This is a genomic window from Streptomyces tauricus (assembly GCF_014650955.1).
Lineage (GTDB): Bacteria > Actinomycetota > Actinomycetes > Streptomycetales > Streptomycetaceae > Streptomyces > Streptomyces tauricus.
In genome coordinates, this window is sequence record NZ_BMVY01000009.1 from 98696 (window position 1) to 124053 (window position 25358).

Genomic DNA, 25358 nt, shown 5'->3' on the forward strand with positions numbered 1-25358 from the left:
CGCTAAGAGGCGCCGCCGATCGTGCGTTCCCGCGTGCGGCGCCCCAGCAGCTCGGCGAGTCCCCGCCGGGTGGCGGCGATGACGACACGGTCCCCGGCGCTCAGCACATAGTTCGGTGGCAGGTCCCAGACCAGTCCGCCCGAGGGCCGGTCCGGCCGGTCCGACCGGTCCGGGCCCGAGCCGTCGCGATCACGGACCGACGGCGACGGCGACGGAGAGGGCGAGGGCGAGGGGGACGGAGGCGGAGACGGTGCCGGACGCGGACGCGGAGGTGAAGACGCAGACGCAGACGGGGCCGAGGTGTCCACGACCGCCGTGTCCAGGGCGAGGACCCGCCACGCCCCCGCCCGGAACGCCTCGGCGACGGTCCGGCCCTCCAGATGCGGATGTCCCGCCACGTCCAGGGCGGCGAAGAGCAGCACCCGGCGTTCCACGGGGATCGCCCCCAGGATCTGGCGGCCCATCATCGCTCCGGCGAAGGCGGGCGCGGCCAGATGGGAGACGCTGCGGCTGCGGGTGAGCGCGTGCGGGTGGGTGGCGCGCAGGGTGCGGTAGACGGCCGTGGCGAAGTCGTCGTCGTACAGACGCAGGACGACACGCAGATCGGGGCGCACCGACCGTGCGTACAGGGCGGCTTCGAGGTTGGTGGTGTCGGCGCTGGTCAGCGCGAGCAGGGCGTGCGCCCGATGAATCTTGGCGGCCTCCAGGACGCCTTCCTGGGTGACGTCACCGAGCACGACGGGCACGCGCAGCCGGCGCGCCAGCGCGAGCCCGCGCGCCTCGGGATCGGCCTCGACGCACACCACGGGGATGTGGAGTTCGCGAAGGCGCGCGAGGACCCGCGTACCGATCTTGCCGACTCCGAGGAGGACGACGTGACCGGAGAGCCCCCGGGGTGGCTTCCGCAGCGCCGTCCCGCTGCGGAACGTACCGAGGCCCTCCAGGACGGCGGCGAGGAGCACGGGAAGCAGCAGCAACCCGACCAGCCCGGAGAGGAGTTGGAGGATCTGGCGGCCGAGGGGGTCGTCGAGCGCGGGGTCGTTGATCGCGAAGAGGTCGAGGAGGGTCAGGTAGGTGGCGTGCAGCGGATGGGCGCCCGTGACGAGCATGGACGCGACCGCGAGCGCGACGACACAGGCCACCAGACCGGCGAAGGACCAGCGCAGCCGCCGCGAGAACAGCCTTCCCAGGGGCAGCCCGATGGACATCCCGCCCGGCAGGACACCGCGTCCGGCGGGCAACGGGGGACCGGAGTACGACACGGTCTCCAGGACGATCGTGCCGCGCCCGGTCGCGGCGGCCACGGACGCCTCGTCGGGCAGCAACCGTGGCCCCTGATCGCCGCTGCTCTCCGAACCGTCAGCGCCGGCCGGGTCGTTGGTGGTGGCGGAGAGCAGGGCCAGCGTGCACAGCCCGGGGTCGGCGACCTCCCCGGGCCCCGGCGGCTGCCGTTCCACGGCTCGCAGCATCAACCCGTCGGTCTGTACGACCTTGGTGGTTCCGGCGACGGCGGTGGCCGCCAGCGCGGGCGCGGCGGTGTCCGCGTCGGAGAGTACGGTCGTGGAGGCGTCGACAAGACCGGGCCCGGGCGAGCCCGTGGCCTCCCCGATCCCCGCCATGGCCAGGGCGGACGCCTGGTCGAGCAGGGCCTCGATGTGCTGGCCGAGGCGGCGGTTGTAGAGCCGTATGACCAGGCGCAGGCGCGGGTTGAGCCGGCGGGCCATGAGGGCCGCGCGGATGTTGGTCTCGTCGTCGTCATGGACGAGGGCCAGCGCGTGGGCACGCTCGACCCCGGCCTCGGCGAGCACGGCCTCGGTGAGTACGGCGGCCTCCAACACCTGGTCCGCGGACCGTCCTTGGGAGGCCCCGCCGCCACCGCCTCCGCTTCCACCCTCACCGCTCCCGCCGGTGACGCCGTTGCCCGCCGCCCGGGTCATCGCGGCCGACACGCGGTCGAGCAGGGTCGAGGCGCGGGCGCGTCCCACGACCGGGGGCCGCACGTTCCGCTCGGCGGACGGCACGACCAGCGTCACGCGCTCCCCGTAGACGCCCCGCAACTCGGCCGCGAGCCGGTGCGCGAGAGCGTCGTCCCCGCACACCACCATGTGCGTGGCTCCGTCATTCCGTCCGCGATCGTGCCGTCCGCGATCGCTCGGCCCGCGGTCGTCCGCTCCGCGGTCGTTCGGTCTGCTCTGATTCGGTCCGCTCTGGTTCGGAAGGCTCCCCACAACAGCACAGAGTGCCGTACGGGCACGGTCGGTTGCACGGTGACCTGCCACGAGGGGACCGGCGGCGAACCGGCCCAGGACACCGGCCCAGGACACCGGCCCCGGACACCGGCGGCGGACCGGGATGAGAAGCTGTGCCGGATCAGGCGTACTCAAGGTGGAGGGCGATCCACCCACGGAATCCACCGACGGAGTCCACCGACGGAGTCCACCGACGAAGCCCCTCCCTACCGGAGGTACCTCTCCCGTGACCACAACCAACGCGACGCGGCCCGCGGTGGAGGACAGCGAGCCGGACGGCACGACGGCCGATGCCGGCGAACCGAAGGGCTGGCAGTTCAACTCCCCCCTCGTCCTGACCATGCTGCTGCTCGCGGGTGTGGTGCTCCAGGGACCGATCCGCGGGGCGTTGTCCGCACCGGTGATGCAGAGCTGGATGACCGTGTTCGTCGCGGTGATCGTGCAGGCGCTGCCCTTCCTGGTGCTCGGTGTGATGCTGTCGGCGGTCATCGCGGTGTTCGTCCCGCCGTCGTTCTTCGCCCGCGCGCTGCCGAAGCGGCCGGCGCTCGCGGTACCGGTCGCGGGCATGGCCGGAGCGGTGCTGCCGGGCTGCGAGTGCGCGTCCGTGCCGGTGGCCGGGGCGCTGGTACGCCGGGGTGTCACGCCCGCGGCGGCGCTGGCGTTTCTCCTGTCGGCGCCCGCGATCAACCCGATCGTGCTGACGGCGACCGCGGTGGCGTTCCCGGGCGACCCGGAGATGGTCCTGGCGCGATTCGTGGCGAGCCTGCTGGTGGCCTGCGCGATGGGCTGGCTCTGGCACCGGCTGGGCCGCGCGGACTGGCTGCGCCCGCCGGACCGCCCGTCCTGGGAAGACCTCGGGAAAGGGGCGGCGTTCTGGGGCTCGGTACGGCACGACGTGATGCACGCGGGTGGATTCCTGGTCGTCGGCGCGATGGCCGCGGCGACGCTCAAGGCGGTGGTCCCGGCGGACTGGCTCGGCCTGGCCGCCGACAACCTGGTGTTCTCGATCCTCGCCCTGGCGGTCCTGGCCGTACTCCTGTCCATCTGCTCCGAGGCGGACGCCTTCGTGGCGGCGTCCCTCACCCAGTTCTCGCTCACGGCCCGACTGACCTTCCTGGTCGTCGGCCCGATGATCGACCTGAAACTCTTCGCGATGCAGACGGCGACGTTCGGCCGAGGTTTCGCCCTGCGCTTCGCGCCCGCCACCTTCACCCTGGCCGTCCTGGTGTCGTCCCTGGTCGGGGCGGTGCTCCTGTGAACCGCCAGGCGCAGGCAGCCGTACTCCTCCTCACCGGCGGGGCGATCCTGCACGCGGGCCTCACCGACCTCTATCTGCGGTACGTCAAGGCGGGGTTGAGGCCGTTGCTGCTGACGGCGGGGGTGGTCCTGATAGCCACGGCGATCGCGACGGTCTGGTACGAACGCCGGTCGCCACGCCCGCAGCGGGATGGGGACGGAGAGCGAGATGGCGACGGAGAGCGAGATGGGGACGGAGACGGAGGCGGCCATGCCCACCGGGACGGAGACGGCCACGCCCACCGGGAACCCCGTATCGCCTGGCTCATGGTCCTCCCCCTCCTGGCCCTCGTCCTGGTGTCCCCGCCGGCGCTCGGCTCGTACAGCGCGATGCGCACGGGAACGGCGCTGCAGAAACAGCCGTGGGGCTTCGCGGAACTGCCCAAGGGGGACACCGTCCGCCTCAGCCTCGTGGACTACGCGGGCCGCGCCGCGTACGACCACGGCCGTTCGCTCGACGACCGCCGTATCAGGACGGCGGGCTTCCTGGCGGTGGGCAGCGACGGCACGCCCTACTTGATGCGCATGGCGCTCAGTTGCTGTGCCGCGGACGCCCAGCCGGTGAAGATCGGCCTGACCGGCCGCACGCCGACGGTCCTGCGCCCGGACACCTGGCTGGAGGTGACGGGCACGTACACCGGCAAGCAGACGAAGGACCCGGTGAACGACGGCATCATCCCGTTCCTGAACGTCACGGAGACGAAGCCGATCAAGGCTCCCAAGGACCCGTACGACGAGAGCTGGAACGGCTGAGGCGTCACGTACCCGCACGGGGACCGTCAAGCTGTCGATCCTCTGTCGATGCGGGGCACGGGCGGGATGGGTGGGGCGAGGTTGAGCCAGGATGAAGGTACGGCACGTACGGAGTTGAAGTTCTCAGACCCTCCAAGGAGGCCAGGAACGATGACCCACTCGATCCGCACGACCCGCGAACACCCCTCGCGCCGCACGCTGCTGGGCGGCGCGGCGCTCGCCGCGTTCACGGTGGCGACGGGGACGGCGACGGCGACGGCGACAGGAACGGTCAACGCGGCGGCGGCGATCTCCCCCGCCACCTGGCCGACGCAGTTCCCCCTCCCCGACGGCTTCCTCCCCGAGGGCATAGCCATCGGCAGGAAACCGTACGCGTACATGGGCTCGCGCGCGAACGGCGCGATCTACCGTACCGATCTGCGTACGGGCGAGGGCGGCATCCTCTTCGCGGGCGCCACGGGCCTGGTGGCGGTGGGCCTGAAACTGGACAGCGACGGCCTGCTGTATGTGGCGGGCAACACGGGAGTGGCCCGTACCCACGACTCCCGCACGGGCAATGTGGTGGCAACACACCAACTGAGCGAAGCGACGGGCCACTTCATCAACGATGTGACGTTGCTGGGCGACAGAGCGTGGTTCACGGACTCACGGGCGGCGGCACTGTACGGGGTCCCGAGGGGCCGCTCCGGAGCCGTACGCACCCTGCCGCTCATCGGCGACTGGGTCCAGCTCCCGGACGTCAACAACGCCAACGGCATCGTGGGGACCCCCGACGGCCGGGCCCTGATCGTGGTCAAGAGCAACCCGGGCGAGCTGTACAAGGTGATCACCCGGACGGGCCACGCCACCCGCATCACCCTGGCCGGCGCGGCGGACGTCGTGAACGGCGACGGCCTCTACCGGATCGGCCGCACCCTGTACGTGGTCCAGAACCGCCTGAACCTGATCAGCGTGTTCCACCTGGACTCGACCTCCACGACGGCGACGCTGACCGGCACGATCACGGACCCCCGCTTCGACGTCCCCACCACAGCGGCCCGCTTCGCCAACCGCCTCTACTTGGTCAACGCCCGCTTCACGAGCCCTCAGACCCCGGAGACGACGTTCACGGGGGTGGCGGTGCCGATCTGACCTTCTTGGTGTCATCCCCGAAGGAGGGGTACGACCGCCGTCCGAACCGCAGACCCTGCCTCCGTATCCGGCAGATCCGGAGCGGCTGCGGTCGCGGAGGCTTTTCCGGACGCTGGCCGGCACTTCGCCGACTCAGAAGCGGTACGACCCGACCTTCACCCGGGCTATGAACACGGCCCAAGCCCCCGAGTCGACGACCAGAGTGGGCCCGTACGGGACCTTGCTGTCACGGACGGGGACGACGCCGGGGAAACTGTCGGCGACCTCCACGCAGTTGCCGCCCGCCTGGTTGCTGCGCGTAACACGTACGGGGGCCCTGACTCGTCATGCGCCGCAGCAGTTACCCGTAGGCAATGTCGGCATCGATCGGCGGACCAGGTACTGGTTGACGGTGTCGCCGGTGCTGCCGGTGGCGAGGATCTTCTTCAGCGCCGCGAGGTCGGCCTTCTTGTTGCGGCGCAACCGTCCGCGGCCGTCCGCATCGAGATCCGCGGGCCGGACAACGACCAGCCGCAGCCCGTGGGCGGGAATCTCCGTGTCCCGCCGCGCGTCGTACAAGGCCCGTTGCTCGCCGCGGTGAACCCCGCTGACAGTGAGCCGGTCCGGCTTGTCGAAGTGGGGCGTCGGCTGATCGTGCTGCAGTTCGCGGTACTCGACCACGAGCCCATGGCCGGGCCAAAAGGCATCGACCGGCAGCCTGGCGCGGCGACCGTTCGTGCCGGGATCCCCCAGCAGCCAGTCGAACTTGTGCTGCGGCAGACCGCTCTCGCCGAGGATCAGGTCGCACAGACCGACGACGTACGCCTCGTCACTGTCATCTCTCGCGCCCATGGCTGAGCATCCTGCCAACTCCGCGGCCGGCGACCAAGGTTCAGGAGCCCGTCTGCCGTCGTAACCGCCCTTCGGGCGGCAGCCTCACCACCACCCGCAGTCGAGGTCGGCCGATCCCCCGCTGGCGACGGGGTTGGTGCTCGTGCCGCTGATCTGCAGAAGGCCGCCGTCCCGCCCCCAGTCCAAGGCGTAAGTGCCTGAGGCGACGGGCCGGTAACCGTCGTCGACCGTCCAGGAGCCCGACTCGCCGAAGGCCAGGCCGGTGCGCCCCACCGCCCACGCCTCGCCACCGCCGCTCATGAGGAAGGACGCCTCGCGCACCACCGCCGTGCAGCCCCCCGGCCCCGAGGGACGCAGCACGCGGTACTCCGCGCCGAGGAACAGATCGCCCAACGCTCCTCCTGCGATGCCGAACACCGCCGCGACGATCAGCAGACGAACCCCCAGCGGTACCCAGACGGTCTGCTTCCGTGGAAGACGCGCGGCATCCACCGCCGCCGGTGGATACGCCCGCTTGAGTGCCCCGCGCAGAACGAGCGCCATGACAAGCAGAGCCGCACTCAGCCCTCACCCGGGAACGACCCGCCCCCGCACGACCAGCAGGAGACCGCTCCAACTCCCGACTGCAGCGAGGACCAGACCTCCGAAGCCGAGGCCGGCGGCGCAGCCGCGCGACAACCCCAAGCAGCGGTGTGTACGAGTTCCGGTCACGGCGGATACGACTCTTTGAGAACACGGACGGTTGCAGTGCGGGACGCGACGCGGAGCTGTGGGGTGAGGGGGAAGGGCTGCCCCCTCTGGTGCGCAGTGGGCGCCGGACGAGTGAATTCCTCGACACCGGAGCGGGCGATGGGGCTTGCGTCGCGGGCGGGGGTGGTGATGTTCATGACGTCCGCCCCCTGCCCTGTCTGGAAGAGGCGCCCTCAATGAGACGTACCACCTCCCGCCGCACTCTCTGCGCAGCGCTGCTCGCCGCGTCCTTGTGGGCGCCGACGGCAGCCAACCCGGCCGCGGCCCATCCCGATACAGGCGGCTGCCGGAAGAGCTTGAGCAGCAAGCTCACATCCCGCCTCGACAAGGCGATGGACGACGTCGGACGGAAGGCGAACATCCCCGGGGCGGTCGTAGGTCTGTGGATGCCGGCCAAGGGCTGTTACATCCGTTCGATGGGCGTAGCCGACACAAGAACCGGCGAGCCGATGTCCGCGGACTTCTTCGTCAGGATCGGCAGCGAGACGAAGACGTTCACCGTCACCGCACTCCTGCAACTCGTGGACGAGGGCCGTATCGGCCTGGACGATCCGATCTCCACGTACGTCAAGGGCGTGCCCAACGGCCGCCGCATCACGCTGCGCCAACTCGCGGGGATGCGCAGCGGCCTGTTCCCCTACACCGAGGACGCCGACTTCGTACAGGACCTGTTGAGCGACCCACAGCGCACCTTCACCCCACGCCAGTCCCTCGCGTACGGCTTCAAGCACCGCAACACCTTCGCGCCGGGCGAGAAGTTCCAGTACTTCAATTCCAACCTCGTCCTGCTGGGCATGGTGATCGAAAAGGTGACCGGCCGCCCGCTCGCCGACGTCATCCACGACCGCGTGCTGCGCCCGGCGCACCTGCACCACACACTGTTCCCGCACGGCAACGAGTTCCCGCAGCCGCACCCGCGCGGCTACACCGACCAGACACTGAGCGGCGAGGTCGAGGACGCGACGGACTGGAACCCCAGCTGGGCCTGGGCGGCGGGGTCGATGATCTCGAACCTGCACGACCTCCGACACTGGGCCAAGTCGGTCGCGACCGGTCAACTGCTCAGCCCCGAGACCCAAAAACAGCGCCTCAGAACCCTCCCCACCGGCATTCCCGGAACCACCTACGGCCTAGGCATCCTCAAGACCAACGGCTGGACCGGCCACAACGGCTCGATTCCGGGCTACGAGACGGTGACGGTCTACCTGCCTTCGCAGAAGGCCACCCTGGTCATCATGATGAACACCGACATCACGAGCGAGGGCCAGGAACCGTCCACGCTGCTGGCCCGCGCGATCACAGCGATCGCGACTCCGAAGAACGTCTACGACGGCTCAGCGACGGCGCCCTAGCCGGCACCTCTCAGCTGAACAGGCACGCAGAAACAGGTGAGGCACCTACGGAAATCCGTAGGTGCCTCACCTGCTGTTTTGGCTGTCGGGGTGGCGGGATTTGAACCCACGACCTCTTCGTCCCGAACGAAGCGCGCTGCCAAGCTGCGCTACACCCCGATGTCGCTGGCGGCGAGCCACTCTCGTGGTGTGTGCCGTGGCGACGTCGTTTACTTTAGCCCACCGGTGGCCGGAGACGAAATCCGGTTTTCCGGGGCGCGGTGGCGGCGTGGGCCAGGCCTGATGTGGTCCAGGGCCACGAGGAGGACGGCCAGGGCGTAACAGGCGAGGCCGAGGATCGTCACGTTGCCGAGGATCTCGACGAAGCCGTGCTCGGACACGTCGAGGAAGGGATAGCGGAAGCGGGCCGGCGTGCCCGGGGGGAGGAGCAGGCCCCGGGTCACCGTGTACGCCAGGAATGCGACCGGGAGGATCATCCAGGTGGCCGCGCTGTGCAGGCGCAGAGCCCCCGGGCGGGTCAGCAGGAGCCAGTCCAGCGCGACCGCCACCGGGATCGCCGTGTGCAGCAGCTGGTTCGTGACCGCGTGCCAGCCGGTGAGCGCCGTGGCGTCGCCCGTCATGGAGAAGGCGGTCGCGTCGTCGGCCAGGAGCAGGTGGTAGACCAGGCCCGTCCCGACCGCGTACAGCACGGTGCAGGCGGTGAGGGACGGCCGCAGCGGGTGGCGGGCCTTCCAGGCCCGCGAGGCCGAGACGGTGAAGACCGCGGCCACCAGGATGCTGCTCAGGATCGTGGCGTAGCTCAGGACGCGGACGGGGTCGCCCAGCAGCAGGTCGAGCGCCACGCCCGCAGCCGCTGCCAGGGCGACGAGCAGGCGGTAGACGGCGACCAGGGGCCGGCGTACACGCGGGACCACCGCGTACGCGGGCACGACGGGGACGGCGGCAGCGGCGGCACTGGCGGCTATCCCGGGGATCCGGGGTATGTCCGGGATGTCCGCAGGTATGGGGGTGGTCATGCCCTCACGCTAGGAGGGCACGACAAAAGGGGCGAGGTGGATTGAACCGGATGGGTGGGGGTCGGGAGGCGCGGGCGGGGATCTCCCCGCTTACGTGCAGCCCCACCCCCTATGCGGAGCCCCGCCCCGCTACGCCGCCCCGCCCTGCTACGCCGCCCCCGCCCCGCTACGCCGCCCCGCCCTGCTACGCCGCCCCCGCCCCGCTACGCCGAATCCCGCCCCGTGAGCGTCAGCAGCGTCGCCTCCGGTGGGCACGCGAACCGTACCGGTGTGTACCTGCTCGTCCCGCAGCCCGCCGAGACGTGCAGGTAGGACGTCAGGCCCGACTCCGCCTCCGTGTACGTGGACAGGCCCTTCACCCGGTCGGTGTCCAGGTCGCAGTTGGTGACCAGGGCGCCGTAGAAGGGGATGCACAGCTGCCCGCCGTGCGTGTGGCCCGCCAGGACCAGCGGGTAGCCGTCCGCGGTGAAGGCGTCCAGCGCGCGCAGGTACGGCGCGTGCACGATGCCCAGGGAGAGGTCGGCCGCATCGGACGGGCCGCCGGCCACGCGCGCGTACCGGTCGCGCTTGACGTGCGGGTCGTCGAGCCCGGTCAGCTCGATCTCGAAGCCGTCGATCTTCAGCGTGCCCCGGACGTTCGTCAGGTTCAGCCAGCCCGCCGCGTCGAAGCCGTCGCGCAGCTCCTCCCACGGGTTGTGGACGACGTTGACGGCGGGCGCGTTGCCGTTCAGCCCGTGCCGGCCCTGTGTCTTCTCGAACAGGTAGCGGGCCGGGTTGCGGAGCGTGGGCCCGTAGTAGTCGTTCGAGCCGAAGACGTACGCGCCGGGGAACTCCATCAGGGGCCTGAGGGCGTCCATGACCTCCGGTACGCCCTCGGGGTCCGAGAGGTTGTCCCCGGTGTTGATGACGAAGTCGGGGCGCAGCCCCGCCAGCGAACGCAGCCAGCGCTGCTTCTTGCGCTGCCCGCTCACCATGTGGATGTCGGAGACCTGGAGCACGCGCAGCGGTCGCATCCCGGGGGGCAGCACCGGGACCGTCACCCGCCGAAGTCTGAACGAGCGGGCTTCGAACCCCGCCGAGTAGAGCAGACCGGCGGCGCCAGCCGCCGCGATTCCCAGTGGTACTCCGTATCGCGCGCGCATACGCCCATCGTGTCAGACCCCGGCCGCCGCGAAGCCCACGGGCCGCCGAGGAGAGCCCCGGCCGAAATGCACGGGCGTCCGCCGCACCACACCTGCGACAATCAACCCCATGACCACGCTCAAGTCGAAGCTGCAGGCAGACCTCAACGCCGCGATCAAGGGGCGCGACGAGCTCCGTTCCTCGACGCTCCGGCTGACCCTCGCCGCCGTCCAGAAGGAGGAGGTCGCGGGCGAGCAGAAGCGCGAACTCTCCGACGACGAGGTGCAGACGGTGATCGCCAAGGAGGCGAAGAAGCGCCGTGAGGCGGCCGACGCCTTCGCGAAGGGCGGCCGTGCCGAGTCGGCCGAGCGCGAGAAGGCGGAGGGCGAGGTTCTCGCCGAGTACCTGCCCAAGCAGCTCTCCGACGACGAGCTCCAGCAGATCGTCGCGCAGGCGGTCGAGGAGGCGAAGGCGGCCGGCGCCGAGGGCCCCCGTGCCATGGGTCAGGTCATGAAGATCGTGAACCCGAAGGTGGCCGGCCTGGCGGAGGGCGGCCGCGTCGCCGCGGAGGTCAAGAAGCGCCTCGCGGGCTGACCCCGGCCGCAAACGACCCGCCCTTCTCCCGTACGCCGATGGGGGCGCCCCAGAACAAGGGGCGCCCCCATCGGCGTACAAGCAGAGCGGGTAACGCAGGTAACGCAGGTAAAGCGGGTGGAGCGGGAGAAGTCAGGCCGGGCTACGGCCAGTTGCCGCCGCCGATGCCACCACCGTTCCCGTTCCCACCGCCGTTGTTACCGCCGCCGCCGTCGTTCCCACCGATCGTCCACTCGTCGGGGATGGAGAAGGTCGGCGTGGGGATCTGGGGCTGGCCACCGTCGGTGCCGCCCCCGTTGTCATTTCCCCGGTTCTCCCCGTTACCGTTCCCGTTGTCGTCGTCCCCGTTGCCGTTGTCGTCGTTGTCTCCGTCGCCCCGCCCCTTGTCGCGGTCCTTGTCGGCGTCGGGGATGTTGACGAGGTTGAAGCTCGGGGACTCCTTGCCGGACAGGGCGCCGGTCATGGCGTCCTTCCAGATCGGCCCCGGCACCGCGCCACCGAAGACCTTCTCGTGCCACGTCCCGCCGATGGTGATGTTGACCATCTTGACCTTCTGGGTGGCACTGCCGACCCAGACCGCGCCGGACAGGTTCGGCGTGTAGCCGACGAACCAGGCGTTCTTGCGGTAGTCCGTCGTACCGGTCTTGCCGGCGTTGGCGCGGTCGGTGAGACCGGCCTCCTGACCCGTACCGGAGTCGACCACACCGCTCAGCAGCGTGTTGACGGTGTCCGCGGTGGTCTCCGACATCGCGCGCGAGCAGGACGTCTTCGGAACCGGCAGGGACTTCTTCTCACCGCCGAGCTTCTGGCTGATCGACGCGATCGCGACCGGCGTGCAGTACGTGCCCCGGTTGGCGAAGGCGGCGTACGCGCTCGCCATGGTCAGCGGCGAGATACCGGTGGAGCCGAGGGTCATCGACGAGGGCTGCTCGGGCAGCTTCGTGCCGTTGCCCTGCACGACGCCCAGCTTGTCGGTCATCTCCACCACCGGGCACATCCCGATGTCTTCGAGCATCTGCACGAAGTAGGTGTTGACCGACAGCGCCATGGCCTTCTTCAGCGCGTACGGGCCGACCTCCGACTCGTCCTCGTTCTCGACCTTCGCGCTCTCGCTGTTGCGCCAGACCTTCCCGCCGCACGCCTGGACGCTGTCGGGGTACGGCATCTCGAACGGCGCCGGATAGGACTGCGTGACGGGCTTGCCGCCCTCCAGGGCCGCCGCGGCCAGGAACGGCTTGAACGTCGAACCGGTCGGGAAGCCGAAGTTCGAGCCGCCCATCTTCTGGTCGACCGAGTAGTTGATCTCGGTCTCGTTCTTGCCGTAGCCGTACGGCTTCGACTGGCCCATCGCCAGGATCTTGCCGGAGCCGGGCTCGACCAGCGTCGACGCCGCCGCGACCTTGTCCGACTGGTTGACGTGGTCCTTGAGCGAGGTCTGGACCGATTTCTGCGCCTGCGGGTCGAGCGTCGTACGGATCGTCAGACCGCCCTGGTTCCAGACCTTGGCCCGGGCCTTCTGGGTCTTGCCGAAGACCGGGTCGTTCAGGAACACCTCACGTACGTAGTCGCAGAAGAAGCTGGAGTCCTTGACGGCCGTGATGCAGCCGTTGTTCGGCTTGCTGACCTTGAGGCCGAGCGGCTTCTTCTTGGCCTCGGTGGCCTCCGCCTGCGAGATGTCGTGCACCTCGGCCATGCGCTGCAGCACCACGTTGCGCCGCTTCGTGGCCTCGGCCTCGTCGTTCACCGGGTCGTACCGGGTCGGCGACTGGACGATGCCGGCCAGCAGCGCGGCCTCCTGGACCTCCAGGTCCTTGGCGGACTTGGAGAAGTAGCGCTGGGCCGCCGCCTCCACGCCGTAGGCCTGCTGCCCGAAGAACGTGATGTTCAGGTAGTTCTCGAGGATCTTCTTCTTGCCCAGCTCCTCCTCGACCTGGATCGCGAACTTCAGCTCGCGGACCTTGCGGCCGAGGGTCTGCTGGGTGGCCTGGGCGACCTTAGTCGGGTCGTCGCCGGCCTCCTCCACGAAGACGTTCTTCACGTACTGCTGGGTGAGCGTCGAGGCGCCCTCCGAGACGGCGCCGCTCTGCGCGTTCTTGTTGAGGGCGCGCAGGACGCCCTTGAGGTCGACCGCGCCGTGCTCGTAGAACCGCGCGTCCTCGATCGCGACGATCGCCTTCTGCATGTACGGCGAGATGTCCTTGAGGTCGACCACCGTGCGGTCACGTGAGTAGACCGTGGCGATCTGGCCGCCCTGGTTGTCCAGGATCGTGGTGCGCTGGCTCAGCGGCGGCCGCTTCAGGTTGGCCGGGATCTCGTCGAACCCCTCCACCGAACCCTTGGCCGCGAGTCCGAGCGCACCGAACGCCGGCACGGCGATCCCGGCCATGACGGCCCCCGCGAGCACACTGACACCGAGGAACTTGGCGGCCTGCTGCGTGGGAGACAGACCACCGCCCGAGCGCTTCTTTGGCATGAGGGCAGCCTACGTTCTCATTCGCCGGACACGCGTATAGGCATTGGCCTAAGCTGCTCTCAACTGTCACAGCAGTAGGACCACGTATCAATACGTCCGGCGACCCCTAATCGGTTCGGTCGACACTCGACTTTTTTGTTGAGGACGTGCCCGAATCCGCCTTATGTGTCACCTGGTGTCCGTTGTGACGCAACTCAACTGCCCCGGTTTGCCGGGAAAGTCACGTATGTCGTCGGGTCACTCCGTTGGGTGATCTGTCGCGTACCCATAGTCCATTCGGGCCATTCAAGATTGGGCCCGAAGGGGCTGGTTGACTGTGCCCACCTTCCGTAACGTCCTGAACTGGTGGCGGTGAATATGCCGCTGCCGCCGTGGGGGAGCCTCGATTCGGGAGAGGACGGCGCCGGTATGGGCTGGGTAACCGACTGGAGTGCGCAGGCGGCCTGCCGCACTACCGATCCGGATGAACTGTTCGTTCAAGGAGCAGCGCAGAACCGGGCGAAGGCAGTGTGCACCGGATGCCCGGTGCGCACGGAGTGCCTGGCCGACGCGTTGGACAACCGCGTCGAGTTCGGCGTGTGGGGAGGGATGACGGAGCGGGAGCGCCGCGCACTGCTGCGCAGGCGGCCAACCGTCACCTCTTGGCGCAGGCTGCTCGAAACCGCGCGTACCGAGTACGAGCGGGGGGCGGGAATCCTGCCTCTCGACGAGGAAGAGGTGTACGAGAACTACGCAGCGGTGGGCTGACCGGGCTCCGCGCACGCAGCGGACTCACAGCGCTTCCGTATGCGCCAGAGGTGCGAGTGGCGTCCTCAGAGGTACGAGTGACGTCCACGTGACCCCGTACAACGGCGTACGCGCGGTACGACGACGGCGTGCGCCACGTACGCCACAGCGGGCCCCGTGGCCCCGCGAGGCTCAGAAAGCTGTCGTCGAGCGGCTCAGGAGGCCGCCGTCGGTGAGCTGTCCGCCGCGAGCCGGTCCCCGATGTGTCGCAGCCCCGCGAGGTCGTGCACATCGCCGGGCAGCGCGGCCACTTCGGCCACCGCCACCTCGGGGTGGAGCGCGGCGAAGCGATCACGTGTGCGCTGCTCGCGGGAGAGCAGTTGCATACGTTCGGCGTGCAGCCTCAGCAGGCCTGCGGTGAGTTGTTCGACGGTGCGGCCTTCCGTGCTGCGGTCGTCGTCGGCTTCGGCGCTGGGGTCCGCCGTGCCGCGGTCGTCGTCCGTTCCGGCTCCGTCGGCACTGGTCCGGTCCGCGGCGGGGGAGCCTGCGTCGGATGAGGGAGCCTCGGGAACGGCGGTCTCGGTAGCGGGTGGTTCTGAACTGCCGTACGTGTCGGGAGAGTTACGAAGTCCAGCTTTCCCGCCCACCTGATCCACAATGCGGGCCTCGGCAAGATTTTCCGCGGCGGCGAGCGCGCGCTCGGCGGACAGCTGGGTGGCACCGCTGCCGTGGACCCGGTTCAGCACGAGACCGGCGAGCGGCATCTCCTCCGCGGCCAGCCGTTCCACGAAGTACGCCGCCTCGCGCAGCGCGTCCCGCTCCGGGGCCGCGACCACCAGGAACGCCGTACCGGGCGCCTGGAGCAGCTTGTACGTGGCGTCCGCGCGCGTACGGAAACCACCGAAGGTGGTGTCCATGGCGGCGACGAAGGTCTGCACGTCCTTGAGGAGCTGGCCGCCCAGCAGTTTGCCCAGGGTGCCGGTCATCATCGACATCCCGACGTTCAGGAACTTCATCCCGGCCCGGCCGCCCAGCTTCGCCGGCGCGGTCAGCAGCCGGATCAGCTTGCCGTCCAGGAACGACCCGAGCCGCTTGGGGGCGTCCAGGAAGTCCAGGGCCGAGCGCGAGGGCGGCGTGTCGACGACGATGAGGTCCCACTCGTCGCGCGCCCTCAGCTGCCCCAGCTTCTCCATCGCCATGTACTCCTGCGTGCCCGCGAAGCCGGCGGAGAGCGACTGGTAGAAGGGGTTGTTCAGGATCGTGGCGGCCCGCTCGCGGTCCGCGTGCGCCTCGACGATCTCGTCGAAGGTGCGCTTCATGTCGAGCATCATCGCGTGCAGTTCGCCGCTCGCGGAGTCGTCGATGCCCTTCACCCGGCGCGGGGTGTTGTCGAGCGCGTCGATGCCCATCGACTGGGCGAGCCTGCGCGCCGGGTCGATGGTCAGGACGACCACCTTGCGACCGCGCTCGGCGGCCCGCAGGCCCAGCGCCGCCGCGGTGGTGGTCTTGCCGACGCCGCCCGAACCGCAGCAGACCACGATGCGGGTCCCGGGGTCGTCGATCAGCGCGTCGACGCCCAGGACGGCCGAGGACGCGGTGTCGATCGCGCGGGCGGTGTCGACCGAGCCTGCGGTGCCGGTCGTGCGGGCGGCCTCAGACGCGCGGGCGGGCCCGCGTCCGCGGGCAGAATCGTTTGCGCGGGCCGGGTCCTGACTCATGAGATCCCTTGCTGACGCAGTTCCTTGGCGAGTTCGTACAGGCCCGCGAGGTCCATTCCCTCGGCGAGCAACGGGAGTTCGTGCAGCGGCAGCCCCAGGCCCTGGAGCACCGTCCGCTGCTCGCGCTCCAGCGCGTACCGCTCGGCGTACTCGTCCGCCTGGGTCAGCAGCGGCTCCACCAGGCGCTCGGCGACCCCGCCGCGGCGCGCGCCGCCGAGTCCCGCGGCCGACAGCGACTTGGCGACGGCCGTTCGCGGTGCCTCGCGCGCGAGCTCCAGGTCGGCCTCGTCCAGGATCGCGGGCCGCACCATGTTCACGATGGTCCGCCCCACCGGCAGTCGCGCCGCACGCAGCTCCGCGAGGCCGTCGGCGGTCTCCTGGACGGGCATCTCCTCCAGGAGCGTCACCAGGTGCACGGCGGTCTCGGGCGACTTGAGCACCCGCATCACGGCCTGCGCCTGATTGTGTATCGGACCGATCTTGGCGAGCCCGGCCACCTCGTCGTTGACGTTCAGGAAGCGGGTGATCCGCCCGGTCGGCGGCGCGTCCATCACCACGTAGTCGTACGCGAACCGCCCGCGCTTGTCCTTGCGGCGTACGGCCTCACAGGCCTTGCCCGTCAGGAGCACGTCCCGCAAGCCCGGCGCGATGGTGGTCGCGAAGTCGATGGCGCCCAGCTTCTTCAGGGCGCGGCCCGCGCCGCCGAGCTTGTAGAACATCTGGAGGTAGTCCAGAAGGGCCAGCTCGGGGTCGATGGCGAGTGCGTACACCTCCCCGCCCCCTGGAGCGACGGCGATCTTCCGCTCCTCGTAGGGCAGCGCCTGCGTCTCGAAGAGCTGCGCGATGCCCTGTCTGCCCTCGACCTCGACCAGAAGGGCACGTTTGCCCTCGGTCGCGAGGGCGAGCGCGAGTGCTGCGGCGACCGTGGTCTTTCCGGTACCGCCCTTGCCGCTGACGACCTGAAGCCTGCTCACGTCTTCGAGCCTAATTCCTCACTGGGTGGTGCGGTGGCCGTGGGGCCCTGCTTCGCATACGGGTGCCCACGGAGCGCCCTGCCCAGTCATCGGCCCGGCCGCCGCTCAGCCATCGGCCGGGTCGCCGTCCCGGCCTCGGCCCGGTCGCCGCCCGGTGTCGGACGGGGCGGCGGCGGGGCGGCGGGCGGAGGTCCAGGAAAGGCGGGGCGCGCCAGCGGATACAGTCGCCCCCATGACCAAGTGGGAATACGCAACCGTGCCTCTGCTCGTCCACGCCACGAAGCAGATTCTGGACACCTGGGGCGAGGACGGCTGGGAGCTCGTCCAGGTCGTGCCCGGGCCGAACAACCCCGAGCAGCTCGTCGCCTACCTGAAGCGGGAGAGGGCCGCGTGAGCGCTGTCGAGGCGAAGCTCGCCGAACTGGGGCTGACCCTGCCGGGCGTCGTGCCGCCGCTGGCCGCGTACCAGCCCGCCGTGCAGTCGGGTGTGTACGTGTACACGGCCGGCCAGCTCCCGATGGTGGACGGCAAGCTTCCGCTCACCGGCAAGGTGGGCGCGGAGGTCACCCCCGAGGAGGCCAAGGAACTGGCCCGCACCTGCGCGCTGAACGCCCTCGCGGCGGTCAAGTCGGTCGCGGGCGACCTCGACCGCATCGCGCGCGTGGTGAAGGTCGTCGGCTTCGTCGCCTCGGCCTCCGACTTCACCGGCCAGCCCGCTGTCCTCAACGGCGCGAGCGAGCTGCTGGGCGAGGTTCTCGGCGACAAGGGCGTGCACGCGCGCAGCGCGGTCGGCGTGGCGGTGCTGCCGCTCGACGCACCCGTCGAGGTCGAGATCCAGGTGGAGCTGACGGAGGCATAAGCACGCCTTCGCCTGCCCCCGCCGGGGAGACGACGCGCTGATGGGGCCCTCCGGGGGACCGATCGTTGCCTCTCGAACATCAGCTCACTCCGGGATAGCCTCCGCCCATGGCGAATGGGCAGTGGTACCCCCCGGAGTGGCCCGAGAGGATCCGCGCACTCGCGGAGGGCACGCTCACACCGGTCGTCCCCAGGCGGGCGGCCACCGTCATGCTGCTCAAGGACACGGGTTCCGGTTCCACCGGCTCCCGCCCCGAGGACACCGGCTCCCATCCCGCCGTGCACATGCTGCGCAGACGCGCCTCCATGGCCTTCGCCGGAGGCGCGTACGCGTATCCGGGCGGCGGTGTGGACCCCAGGGACGACGACCATCACGTCCGCTGGGCGGGCCCCACGCGCGCGTGGTGGGCGTCCCGGCTCGGCGTCGACGAGACCGCCGCCCAGGCGATCGTCTGCGCGGCGGTCCGCGAGACGTACGAGGAGGCGGGCGTCCTGCTCGCGGGCCCGGCCGCGGACACCGTGGTCGGCGACACCACCGGGGACGACTGGGAGACCGACCGGGCGGCCCTGGTCGCCCGCGACCTCTCCTTCGCCGAGTTCCTCGACCGCAGGGGGCTCGTGCTGCGCTCCGACCTCCTGGGCGCCTGGACGCGCTGGATCACCCCGGAGTTCGAGCCCCGCCGCTACGACACCTTCTTCTTCGTGGCCGTCCTCCCGGAGGGCCAGCGCACCCGCAACGCCTCCACGGAGGCCGACCGCACCGTCTGGATCCGCCCCTCGGAGGCGATCGACGGCTACGACAGGGGCGACCTCCTGATGATGCCGCCCACCATCGCGACCCTGCGCCAGCTCGGCGCGTACGGGAGTGCCGCCGAGGCCCTCGCGGCGGCGCCCGGACGGGACATGACACCCGTGCTGGCCCGGGCCAGGCTGGTGGACGGCGAGCTGGTCCTCAGCTGGCCGGGCCACGACGAGTTCACCAAGCACATCCCGACCGGTGGAGCCTCCGCATGACCGACGCCGCAGCACTGCCCGGCCAGCCGCGCGGCGGGGTGCTCTCCGGCCCCGCCACCGCGCGCGCGGTCAACGTCCTCGCCCCGAACGCGTCCGCGATGACCCTGGACGGCACGAACACCTGGATCGTGGCCGAGCCGGACTCCGAACTGGCGGTGGTGATCGATCCGGGGCCCCTGGACGACGTACACCTGCGCGCTGTCGTCGACGCAACCGAGAAGGCCGGCAAACGGGTCGCGCTGACCCTGCTGACGCACGGGCACCCGGACCACGCCGAGGGCGCCGCGCGGTTCGCCGAGCTGACGGGCACGAAGGTGCGGGCGCTCGACCCGGCGCTGCGGCTCGGCGACGAGGGCCTGGCCGCCGGGAACGTGATCACGACGGGCGGCCTGGAACTGGTCGTCGTCCCCACCCCCGGCCACACCGGCGACTCACTCTGCTTCCATCTGCCCGCCGACCGGGCCGTGCTGACCGGCGACACGATCCTGGGCCGGGGCACCACCGTCGTGGCCCACCCCGACGGGCGTCTGGGCGACTACCTGGACTCCTTGCGGCGGCTCAGGTCCCTGACGGTCGACGACGGCGTGCACACGGTCCTGCCGGGCCACGGGCCGGTCCTGGAGGACGCGCAGGGCGTCGTGGAGTTCTACCTGGCCCACCGCGCCCACCGCCTCGCCCAGGTCGAGACGGCCGTCGAGGACGGCTACACGGACCCCTCCCAGGTCGTCGCGCACGTCTACGCGGACGTCGACCGCTCCCTGTGGCCGGCGGCGGAACTGTCGGTACGGGCGCAGCTGGACTACCTCAAGGAGCACGGGCTCATCGGCCGGGAGTGAGGCCCCGCAGAGTGTTCGCTCAGGGGCGCGGGTTCTTGACGCCGTGCACGCGCGCGTACTCCTCGGCGAGCCACGGGCCGAGATCGTCGACGTACGACCGCAGGACGGCACGGTCGCCGACAGGCTCGTGGCCGAGGACGGCGGCCTCCCGCAACCGGACGGCCCGCCGCGGGTGGTCCCGCTCCGGGTAGTACGCGGCGAACACCTCGGCCATCTCCGTCAGATCGCTCGTCCAGCCGTTCCAGCGGGGCATGACGAGCGTGAAGCCCGTCCGGACGAGATGACGGGACAGGTGGCGCACCAGGGGCCGCAGGGCCTCCTCCGAGCCGCCCGCCCCGGTGACCCCCGCGACGCGGGCGATCCGCTCGCGCCAGCGGGGGAGGAGCAGCGCGAGGTCGCCGTTCGTCTCACGGGCGAGGAGCGTGTCGGGGCGGTAGCGCGGCAGTTCCTCGGCGAGGTCCTCGCCCAGCAGGGGCGTACAGAGGCACGCGACGAACCACCCGAGGTCGTGCCTCTCCAGGTCGCTCAGCACCTGCGCCCGGCCGACCAGCAGCGTCCCGGCCCCGTCGATCTGGGCGAACTCCTTGTCGAGGGCCTCGTCGAGGGTGCGCGCGTCCGCCCGGTCCGCCTCCGTGGGCTCCTCGCGCAGGGCCAGCAGCAGGTCGAGGTCGGAACGGCCCGGGCGCGCGGTGCCGCGCGGAATCGACCCGTACAGGTACGCGCTGTGCAGCCGGGCCCCGAAGACGTCCAGCACCCGGTCGCGGGCCGCGGCGACGACCGGCCGGAACGCCTTCGGTACGCGCCCCAAGGAACCTTCGCGCTCGATGTACCCCAGGGCGTCGAGCCCTCTCTTCGACATGCGACCACTGTGCCCGGACAGGGCCCGCGCGGGCATGCCATTTCCCCTCCTCGCGAGCGGGAGACGCGCGGAGGAGGAAACAGGCGCGGGCGGACAGAAGAAGGGCCCTGCCGTGTGGCAGGGCCCTTCTGTAAAGAAGCTGTGACTAGCGCAAGAAGTCGTGACTAGCGCGAGCGCTTCGCGAGGCGTTCCACGTCCAGGAGGATCACCGCGCGGGCCTCCAGGCGGAGCCAGCCGCGGCCCGCGAAGTCGGCGAGCGCCTTGTTGACCGTCTCACGGGAGGCGCCGACCAGCTGGGCCAGCTCCTCCTGGGTCAGGTCGTGCACGACGTGGATGCCCTCCTCGGACTGCACACCGAAGCGGCGCGAGAGGTCCAGGAGCGCGCGGGCCACCCGGCCCGGCACGTCGGAGAAGACCAGGTCGGACATCTGGTCGTTGGTCTTGCGCAGCCGCCGGGCGACGGCGCGCAGCAGGGCAGCGGCCACCTCGGGCCGCGCGTTCAGCCAGGGCTGGAGGTCGCCGTGGCCGAGTCCCAGCAGCTTCACCTCGGTCAGCGCGGAGGCGGTCGCCGTCCGCGGGCCGGGGTCGAACAGCGACAGCTCACCGATGAGCTCGCCGGGGCCGAGGACCGCCAGCATGTTCTCGCGGCCGTCGGGTGAGGTGCGGTGGAGCTTCACCTTGCCCTCGGTGACCACGTACAGGCGGTCTCCGGGGTCGCCCTCGTGAAAGAGCGCGTCCCCGCGTGCGAGGGTCACCTCACTCATGGAGGCGCGGAGCTCCGCGGCCTGCTCGTCATCGAGCGCCGCGAAGAGCGGGGCGCGCCGCAGAACGTCGTCCACGAGTTCTCTCCTTGTCGACCTGCATAGGGGATCTTGGTCCCGGTGTACCAGGGGTCCGTGTTCCCCGTTTTGCTGGACGGTCCAAACAGTGTGATCAGTCACAAGTCTGCCGCACCGGCGTGTCCGACAGTGCGGCAGGGGGCCAATTGGGGGCTGATGGATGGTGGCCGGGCCAGATGTCGGTGGTGGGCTTTAGGCTGGCCGGGTGTCCAAATCGCCGGTGAGAGCACAGGCCAAGGGGGCTGGGCGCGTGGGTGTACGTCGTGATTCCGCTGTGGGCGAACAGGGCTCCGGTGGAGCGAAGAAAACGACAAAAGCGGCAGGGTCGAGACCGGCGACGACCGCGGCGGGGGCCGCCGGGAAGGCCGCGGGGGTCGCCGCGTCGGAGATGGCCGCTGCCGCGAAGAAGGCTGCGGTCGCCAAGAAGGCCGCCGCCGCGAAGAGGACCGCCAAGGAGACCGCGAAGAGGAGTGCGCCGGTGAAGGCGCCCGGCAAGAAGGCGCCCGCGAAGAAGATCCGGGCGTCCGGGGCGGGTACGGCCCGGTCCTCCGGAGCGGGCGCGACGAAGAGCGCGTCCGTGAAGGCGGCTGCCGAGAAGGCCGCGCCTGCCGATGAGGCCGTGACGGTCAAGAGGGCGGTGACGGTCAAGAGGGCGGTGTCGGCCACGAAGGCCGAGCCTGCCCGGAAAGCCGTGCCGGCCGAGAAGACCGCTCGCGTGAGGAAAGCCGTGCCAGCCAAGAAGTCAGTGCCCGCCAAGACGTCAGCGCCCGCCGAGAAAGCCGCGTCGGCCGCGAAGTCGGCGTCAGCCGCGAAGTCCGCGCCCGCCAAGAAAGCCGGGGCCGCGCCCGCCAAGAAAGCCGTGACTGGGACGGCCAAGAAAGCCGTGGCCGGGACCGCCAAGAAGGCTGTGACTGGGACCGCCAAGAAAGCCGTGGCCACCGAGCGCATCGCCCCCGCCAAGCCTCCCCGGAACGAGTCGCACACGGCTCTCGTCCGGCGGGCCCGGCGTATCAACCGCGAACTGGCCGAGGTGTACCCGTACGCCCACCCGGAGCTGGACTTCGAGAACCCCTTCCAACTGGTCGTCGCCACCGTCCTGTCGGCGCAGACGACCGACCTGCGGGTGAACCAGACGACACCGGCGCTCTTCGCGAAGTACCCCACGCCCGAGGACCTGGCCGCGGCGAACCCGGAGGAGGTCGAGGAGATCCTGAGGCCCACCGGGTTCTTCCGGGCCAAGACCAAGTCGGTGATGGGCCTCTCCAAGGCCCTGCGGGACGACTTCGGCGGCGAGGTGCCCGGTCGTCTCGAAGACCTGGTGAAACTGCCCGGCGTCGGCCGCAAGACCGCCTTCGTCGTCCTCGGGAACGCCTTCGGCCGCCCCGGCATCACCGTGGACACCCACTTCCAGCGGCTCGTACGACGCTGGGAGTGGACCGCCGAGAAGGAGCCCGACAAGATCGAGCGGGCGATCGGCGAGCTCTTCCCGAAGACCGACTGGACGATGCTGTCCCACCACGTGATCTTCCACGGCCGCCGGATCTGCCACGCCCGCAAACCCGCCTGCGGCGCCTGCCCCATCGCCCCGCTCTGCCCGGCGTACGGAGAGGGCGAGACCGACCCGGAGAAGGCGAAGAAGCTCCTGAAGTACGAGAAGGGCGGCTTCCCGGGCCAGCGCCTCAACCCTCCGCAGTCCTACCTCGACGCGGGCGGCATCCCGGCCCCGCCCCTCGGAGTGCCCGCCTCCACCTCCGCCTCACCCGAGCCCGAGCCCGCTGCACCCACCTCACCCCCGTCCGCGTCACCCGCCGCGCCCGCGACCGGTTCACCCTCGCGGGGCACCGGATGACGGAACGATCTGCGGTCTCGCGGGCGTTGAGAGCAGCAGAACGGGGGTGGCGATGACGCGCGCGAGCCATACGCACGACATACAGGACGGCACACACCACACGCGGTACGGCGATCCGGTCGTGACCAAGGCCGGGCTGCCCGGCTGGCTGGACCCGGTGGTGCGCGCCGTCGAGACGGTCCAGCCCCTCCAGTTGAGCCGCTTCCTGCCTCCGGAGGACGGCGCGGGACGCCAGTCGGCCGTACTGATCCTGTTCGGCGAGGGCGAGCGCGGCCCCGAGCTGCTGCTCATGGAGCGCGCCACCTCGCTCAGATCGCACGCCGGGCAGCCGTCCTTCCCCGGCGGCTCCCTCGACCCCGAGGACGGCGACCCGAAGACCGACGGGCCGCTGAGGGCCGCCCTGCGCGAGGCCGAGGAGGAGACCGGGCTCGACCCCCGGGGCGTCCAGCTCTTCGGGGTGCTCCCGAAGCTCTACATCCCGGTGAGCGGCTTCGTGGTGACCCCCGTCCTCGGCTGGTGGCGCGAGCCGACCCCGGTCGACGCGGTCGACCTGAACGAGACCGCGAGGGTCTTCACCGTGCCCGTGGCGGATCTCACGGATCCGGCAAACCGCGCGACGGCGGTGCACCCCAGCGGCCACCGAGGTCCGGCATTCCTGGTCGAATCGGCCCTGGTCTGGGGCTTCACAGCCGGAATCATCGACCGCCTGCTGCACTACGCCGACTGGGAGCTGCCCTGGGACCGCGACAAGCAGGTCCCGCTCGACTGGCGCGCATGACAGGGTGGCCCCCGTGCTGTGTCTTCCCGGGAGGCTCCGTGTCCCCCTGCCGCCGTGCGGCGGGCCGGCCCCCCGGCCAGGGCGTGGCCACCGCAAAGTGATGAGGCGAGGCTTGAGGCAGTGGCAGTGAACGTGCTGGACATCCTGTTGCTGGTCGCCGCCGTGTGGTTCGCGATCGTCGGCTATCGGCAGGGGTTCGTCGTCGGCATCCTGTCGGTGATCGGTTTCCTGGGCGGTGGCCTCGTCGCCGTCTACCTCCTGCCCGTCGTCTGGGGCGCGGTGACGGACGAGGCGGAGGTCGGTACGACCGCCGCCGTCGTCGCCGTGGTCGTGGTGATCGTCTGCGCCTCGGTCGGCCAGGCCCTCACCACCCATCTCGGCAACAAGCTGCGCCGGTACATCACCTGGTCCCCGGCCCGCGCCCTGGACGCCACGGGCGGCGCCCTCGTCAACGTCGTGGCGATGCTCCTCGTCGCCTGGCTGATCGGCTCGGCCCTGGCCGGTACGACGCTGCCGACGCTCGGCAAGGAGGTCCGCGGCTCCAGGGTGCTGCTGGGGGTGGCGCGGGCGCTGCCCGCCCAGGCCGACACCTGGTTCGCGAGCTTCTCCAAGGTCCTCGCGCAGAACGGCTTCCCGCAGGTCTTCAGCCCCTTCTCGGACGAGCAGATCGACAAGGTGCCCGCTCCCGACCCGGCCCTCGCGACGAGCCCGGTCGCCACCCGGGCCAAGCGCTCCATCGTCAAGGTCACCGGCACCGCCCAGAGTTGCGGCAAGGTACTCGAAGGCACCGGCTTCGTCTTCGGACAGCGCCGCGTGATGACCAACGCGCACGTGGTCGGCGGCGTGGACGAGCCGTACGTCCAGATAGGCGGCGAGGGCAGGCGGCTCGCCGCGAAGGTCGTGCTCTACGACTGGGAGCGCGACATCGCCGTACTCGACGTGCCCGATCTGCAGGCACCCGTCCTGCAGTTCTCCGACCGGGCGGCCGTCCGGCTGGACGGCGCGATCGTCGCGGGCTTCCCGGAGAACGGCTCGTACACGATCAACGCGGCGCGGGTGCGCGGCCCCATCACGGCCAACGGCCCGGACATCTACCACCGGGGCACGGTGAAGCGCGAGGTGTACTCGCTCTTCGCGACCGTGCGCCAGGGCAACTCCGGCGGCCCTCTGCTCACCCCGGAAGGCAAGGTGTACGGCGTGGTGTTCGCGAAGTCCCTCGACGACCCCGAGACGGGTTACGCGCTGACCGTGGACGAGATCCAGGACGACATCACGAAGGGCCGCACCGCCAACCAGCAGGTGGACAGCGACAGCTGCGCGCTCTGAGGCCCGTCACACGGG

The 25358-nt window shown here is 70.7% G+C and carries 23 protein-coding genes, 1 tRNA gene and 1 pseudogene; 13 read left to right on the forward strand and 12 right to left on the reverse strand.

Features of this window, described 5'->3' with window-relative positions; translation table 11 throughout:
* Positions 1-2 precede the first annotated feature (2 nt).
* Positions 3-2105 (reverse strand): potassium channel family protein, encoded by a 2103-nt coding sequence (locus IE278_RS16815; RefSeq protein WP_189773132.1) that lies wholly within the window; start codon positions 2103-2105, stop codon positions 3-5.
* Between the two features lie 370 nt (positions 2106-2475).
* Here IE278_RS16815 and IE278_RS16820 point away from each other — a divergent pair, with 370 nt between their 5' ends.
* The 3 genes from IE278_RS16820 (at position 2476) to IE278_RS16830 (ending at position 5429) form a co-directional block, all read left to right on the forward strand.
* Complete coding sequence (locus IE278_RS16820) at positions 2476-3507, forward strand: permease (protein ID WP_373312008.1); 1032 nt, start codon at positions 2476-2478, stop codon at positions 3505-3507.
* The gene (locus IE278_RS16825; protein ID WP_189773133.1) at positions 3504-4298 is read left to right on the forward strand and encodes a TIGR03943 family putative permease subunit; all 795 of its coding nucleotides are present in this window, start codon (positions 3504-3506) and stop codon (positions 4296-4298) included. The genes IE278_RS16820 and IE278_RS16825 overlap by 4 nt, the downstream gene beginning before the upstream one ends.
* A 150-nt stretch (positions 4299-4448) precedes the next feature.
* Positions 4449-5429 carry an SMP-30/gluconolactonase/LRE family protein gene (locus tag IE278_RS16830; RefSeq protein WP_189773134.1) on the forward strand — a complete coding sequence of 327 codons (981 nt, stop codon included), beginning with the start codon at positions 4449-4451 and terminating at the stop codon, positions 5427-5429.
* Positions 5430-5561: 132 nt separating this feature from the next.
* On the opposite strand, the pseudogene IE278_RS16835 reads toward IE278_RS16830, so the two are convergent.
* From IE278_RS16835 to IE278_RS16845, 3 genes and pseudogenes are all read right to left on the reverse strand, one after another.
* Positions 5562-5717 (reverse strand): annotated as a pseudogene (locus IE278_RS16835) (DUF397 domain-containing protein); the annotation flags it as partial.
* 36 nt (positions 5718-5753) lie between these two features.
* On the reverse strand, positions 5754-6260 hold the full coding sequence (locus IE278_RS16840; protein ID WP_246570353.1) for a hypothetical protein: 507 nt from the start codon (positions 6258-6260) through the stop codon (positions 5754-5756).
* Positions 6261-6344: 84 nt separating this feature from the next.
* Positions 6345-6803 carry a hypothetical protein gene (locus tag IE278_RS16845; RefSeq protein WP_189773136.1) on the reverse strand — a complete coding sequence of 153 codons (459 nt, stop codon included), beginning with the start codon at positions 6801-6803 and terminating at the stop codon, positions 6345-6347.
* A gap of 383 nt (positions 6804-7186) precedes the next feature.
* On the opposite strand from IE278_RS16845, the gene IE278_RS16850 reads away from it, so the two are divergent.
* Positions 7187-8362 (forward strand): serine hydrolase domain-containing protein, encoded by a 1176-nt coding sequence (locus IE278_RS16850; RefSeq protein ID WP_189773137.1) that lies wholly within the window; start codon positions 7187-7189, stop codon positions 8360-8362.
* 85 nt (positions 8363-8447) lie between these two features.
* Here IE278_RS16850 and IE278_RS16855 read toward each other — a convergent pair.
* The 3 genes from IE278_RS16855 to IE278_RS16865 form a co-directional block, all read right to left on the reverse strand.
* Positions 8448-8521: transfer RNA gene (locus IE278_RS16855), tRNA-Pro, on the reverse strand.
* Positions 8522-8571: 50 nt separating this feature from the next.
* Positions 8572-9378: a Pr6Pr family membrane protein gene (locus IE278_RS16860; RefSeq protein ID WP_189773138.1), complete on the reverse strand. Its 807-nt coding sequence runs from the start codon at positions 9376-9378 to the stop codon at positions 8572-8574.
* Between the two features lie 203 nt (positions 9379-9581).
* Complete coding sequence (locus IE278_RS16865) at positions 9582-10520, reverse strand: metallophosphoesterase (protein ID WP_189773140.1); 939 nt, start codon at positions 10518-10520, stop codon at positions 9582-9584.
* Between the two features lie 109 nt (positions 10521-10629).
* Here IE278_RS16865 and IE278_RS16870 point away from each other — a divergent pair, with 109 nt between their 5' ends.
* Positions 10630-11094 carry a GatB/YqeY domain-containing protein gene (locus IE278_RS16870; RefSeq protein ID WP_189773142.1) on the forward strand — a complete coding sequence of 155 codons (465 nt, stop codon included), beginning with the start codon at positions 10630-10632 and terminating at the stop codon, positions 11092-11094.
* A gap of 142 nt (positions 11095-11236) precedes the next feature.
* Here the strand turns inward: IE278_RS16870 and IE278_RS16875 are convergent, their stop codons facing one another.
* On the reverse strand, positions 11237-13567 hold the full coding sequence (locus IE278_RS16875) for a transglycosylase domain-containing protein (protein WP_189773143.1): 2331 nt from the start codon (positions 13565-13567) through the stop codon (positions 11237-11239).
* Positions 13568-13975: 408 nt separating this feature from the next.
* Here IE278_RS16875 and wblA point away from each other — a divergent pair, with 408 nt between their 5' ends.
* Positions 13976-14314 carry a transcriptional regulator WblA gene (gene wblA / locus IE278_RS16880; protein ID WP_055515737.1) on the forward strand — a complete coding sequence of 113 codons (339 nt, stop codon included), beginning with the start codon at positions 13976-13978 and terminating at the stop codon, positions 14312-14314.
* Between the two features lie 194 nt (positions 14315-14508).
* Here wblA and bagB read toward each other — a convergent pair whose 3' ends face one another.
* Both bagB and bagA read right to left on the reverse strand, forming a co-directional pair.
* The gene (gene bagB, locus IE278_RS16885) at positions 14509-16011 is read right to left on the reverse strand and encodes an ATPase BagB (protein WP_189773144.1); all 1503 of its coding nucleotides are present in this window, start codon (positions 16009-16011) and stop codon (positions 14509-14511) included.
* Positions 16008-16985: an ATPase BagA gene (gene bagA, locus IE278_RS16890; RefSeq protein ID WP_189773145.1), complete on the reverse strand. Its 978-nt coding sequence runs from the start codon at positions 16983-16985 to the stop codon at positions 16008-16010. The genes bagB and bagA overlap by 4 nt, the downstream gene beginning before the upstream one ends.
* Positions 16986-17217: 232 nt before the next feature.
* On the opposite strand from bagA, the gene sp36 reads away from it, so the two are divergent.
* The 4 genes from sp36 (at position 17218) to IE278_RS16910 (ending at position 19692) form a co-directional block, all read left to right on the forward strand.
* Positions 17218-17379 carry a Sp36 family protein gene (sp36, locus tag IE278_RS16895; protein WP_107018142.1) on the forward strand — a complete coding sequence of 54 codons (162 nt, stop codon included), beginning with the start codon at positions 17218-17220 and terminating at the stop codon, positions 17377-17379.
* A complete protein-coding gene (locus IE278_RS16900) occupies positions 17376-17843 on the forward strand; it encodes a RidA family protein (protein WP_189773146.1) in 468 nt (155 codons plus the stop codon). Before sp36 ends, IE278_RS16900 begins: the two co-directional genes overlap by 4 nt.
* Before the next feature lie 107 nt (positions 17844-17950).
* Positions 17951-18856, forward strand: a complete 906-nt coding sequence (locus IE278_RS16905; protein WP_189773147.1) for an NUDIX hydrolase — start codon at positions 17951-17953, stop codon at positions 18854-18856.
* Positions 18853-19692 (forward strand): MBL fold metallo-hydrolase, encoded by an 840-nt coding sequence (locus IE278_RS16910; RefSeq protein WP_189773148.1) that lies wholly within the window; start codon positions 18853-18855, stop codon positions 19690-19692. Before IE278_RS16905 ends, IE278_RS16910 begins: the two co-directional genes overlap by 4 nt.
* Before the next feature lie 19 nt (positions 19693-19711).
* Here the strand turns inward: IE278_RS16910 and IE278_RS16915 are convergent, their stop codons facing one another.
* On the reverse strand, positions 19712-20551 hold the full coding sequence (locus tag IE278_RS16915) for a nucleotidyltransferase domain-containing protein (RefSeq protein ID WP_189773150.1): 840 nt from the start codon (positions 20549-20551) through the stop codon (positions 19712-19714).
* 164 nt (positions 20552-20715) lie between these two features.
* On the reverse strand, positions 20716-21390 hold the full coding sequence (locus IE278_RS16920) for a Crp/Fnr family transcriptional regulator (protein ID WP_016642758.1): 675 nt from the start codon (positions 21388-21390) through the stop codon (positions 20716-20718).
* Between the two features lie 691 nt (positions 21391-22081).
* On the opposite strand from IE278_RS16920, the gene nth reads away from it, so the two are divergent.
* The 3 genes from nth (at position 22082) to IE278_RS16935 (ending at position 25343) form a co-directional block, all read left to right on the forward strand.
* Complete coding sequence (gene nth, locus IE278_RS16925) at positions 22082-23239, forward strand: endonuclease III (RefSeq protein ID WP_373312013.1); 1158 nt, start codon at positions 22082-22084, stop codon at positions 23237-23239.
* A 52-nt stretch (positions 23240-23291) separates the two neighbouring features.
* Positions 23292-24017 carry an NUDIX hydrolase gene (locus IE278_RS16930; RefSeq protein ID WP_246570354.1) on the forward strand — a complete coding sequence of 242 codons (726 nt, stop codon included), beginning with the start codon at positions 23292-23294 and terminating at the stop codon, positions 24015-24017.
* A 126-nt stretch (positions 24018-24143) separates the two neighbouring features.
* Positions 24144-25343, forward strand: a complete 1200-nt coding sequence (locus tag IE278_RS16935; RefSeq protein WP_189773334.1) for a MarP family serine protease — start codon at positions 24144-24146, stop codon at positions 25341-25343.
* Positions 25344-25358 lie beyond the last annotated feature (15 nt).